1 protein-coding gene is annotated in these 1880 nt (G+C 75.1%); it reads left to right on the top strand.

Going from position 1 to position 1880, the window contains the following annotated elements:
- The coding region (locus G3I65_RS45765; protein ID WP_160701649.1) for a type I polyketide synthase at window positions 1-1880 on the top strand (1880 nt) is incomplete at both ends.

The following is a 1880-nucleotide window of genomic DNA, read 5'->3' as shown; positions in this document are numbered from 1 at the left end:
GAGCTTTCCGCGCTTGGCGCCGTCGCCGAGGTCGTCTCGTGCGACGTCGCCGACCGGGCCGCGGTCGCCGGCCTGCTGGCCGGGCTGGCCGCCGACGGGCACACCGTCCGCTCGGTCTTCCACACCGCCGCGCACATCGCGCTCGAACCGCTGGGCGAGACCGACCTGACCCGCTTCGCCGAGGTGGTGCGGGCGAAGGTCGCCGGCGCCGCGCACCTCGACGAGCTGCTCGACGACGCCGAGCTCGACGCGTTCGTCCTGTACTCCTCCACCGCCGGGATCTGGGGCAGCGGCGCGCACGGCGCCTACTCCGCCGGCAACGCCTACCTCGGTGCGCTGGCCGAGCGGCGCCGCGCCCGCGGCGCGACCGCGACCACCGTGGCCTGGGGCATCTGGGCCGACGACCGCGACCTCGGCCGCGTCGACCCGCAGCAGATCCTCCGCAGCGGCCTGGAGTTCATGGACCCCGAGCTGGCGCTGGCCGGCCTGCGCCAGGCCCTCGACGACGACGAGACCGCGCTGCTGGTCGCCGACATCGCCTGGGACCGCTACCACCCCGTGTTCACTTCCGTCCGGCCCAGCCCGCTGTTCGCGGAGCTGCCCGACGTCGTCCGCCTCGGCCGGGCCGGGCAGGCAGCCGGCGACGACGCGACCAAGCTGGACTTCGTCGTCCGCACCCGGGCACTGGCCCCGGCCGACCAGGAGCGGCTGCTGCTGGACCTGGTCCGCACCGAGGCGGCCACCTCGCTCGGGCACGTCTCCGCCGACGCCGTCGCGGAGGACCGCGCGTTCCGCGAGGCCGGGTTCGACTCCCTCACCGCCGTCGACCTGCGCAACCGGCTGGCCACCGCCACCGGGCTGACGCTGCCCAGCACGATGGTGTTCGACTACCCGAACCCGGTGGCGCTGGCGGAATTCCTGCGCACGCAGGTCGTCGGCACGCGGGCGCAGGTCGCGGGCCCGGTGGCCGTGGCCGGGTACGACGAGCCGATCGCCATCATCGCCATGAGCTGCCGGTACCCCGGCGGCGCCGGGGTACCGGAGCAGCTGTGGGACCTGGTCGCCGCGGGCTCCGACGTCATCTCCGAGTTCCCGCCCGAGCGCGGCTGGGACGCGGCGGGCCTCTACGACCCCGACCCGGACCGCTCGGGGAAGACCTACTCGACGCTGGGCGGGTTCCTGCGCGAGGCGGCGGACTTCGACGCGTCGTTCTTCGGGATCTCGCCGCGCGAGGCGCTGTCGATGGACCCGCAGCAGCGGCTGCTGCTGGAGACGTCGTGGGAGGCGTTCGAGCGGGCCGGGATCGACCCGGCGACCGTGCGCGGCAGCCTGACCGGGACGTTCGTCGGCGCCAGCTACCAGGACTACGGCTCCGCGGTGCTGAACGCCGCCGAGGGGTCCGAAGGCCACATGATCACCGGCTCGGTGTCGAGCGTCCTGTCCGGGCGCGTCGCCTACCTGTTCGGCCTGGAGGGCCCGGCGGTCACGCTCGACACGGCGTGCTCCTCGTCGCTGGTGGCGCTGCACCTCGCGTGCCAGTCGCTGCGATCGGGGGAGAGCTCGCTCGCGCTCGCGGGCGGGGTGACCGTGATGGCCACCCCGGCCCCGTGGGTCGGGTTCAGCCGCCAGCGCGCGATGGCCGCCGACGGCCGGTGCAAGGCCTACGCCGAGGCCGCCGACGGCATGACGCTGGCCGAAGGCGTCGGCCTGGTGCTCGTGGAACGCCTGTCCGACGCGCAGCGCAACGGCCACGAGGTGCTCGCGGTGATCCGCGGTTCCGCGGTCAACCAGGACGGCGCGTCCAACGGGATGACCGCGCCCAACGGCCCGGCGCAGCAGCGCGTGATCCGCGCCGCGCTCGCCGGCGCCGGGCTGACCCC

The organism is Amycolatopsis sp. SID8362 (genome assembly GCF_010550475.1).
Classification (GTDB): Bacteria; Actinomycetota; Actinomycetes; order Mycobacteriales; family Pseudonocardiaceae; genus Amycolatopsis; species Amycolatopsis eburnea.
Note: the sequence above shows the minus strand (reverse complement) of the source record. Positions and strands in the feature narration are given on the sequence as shown.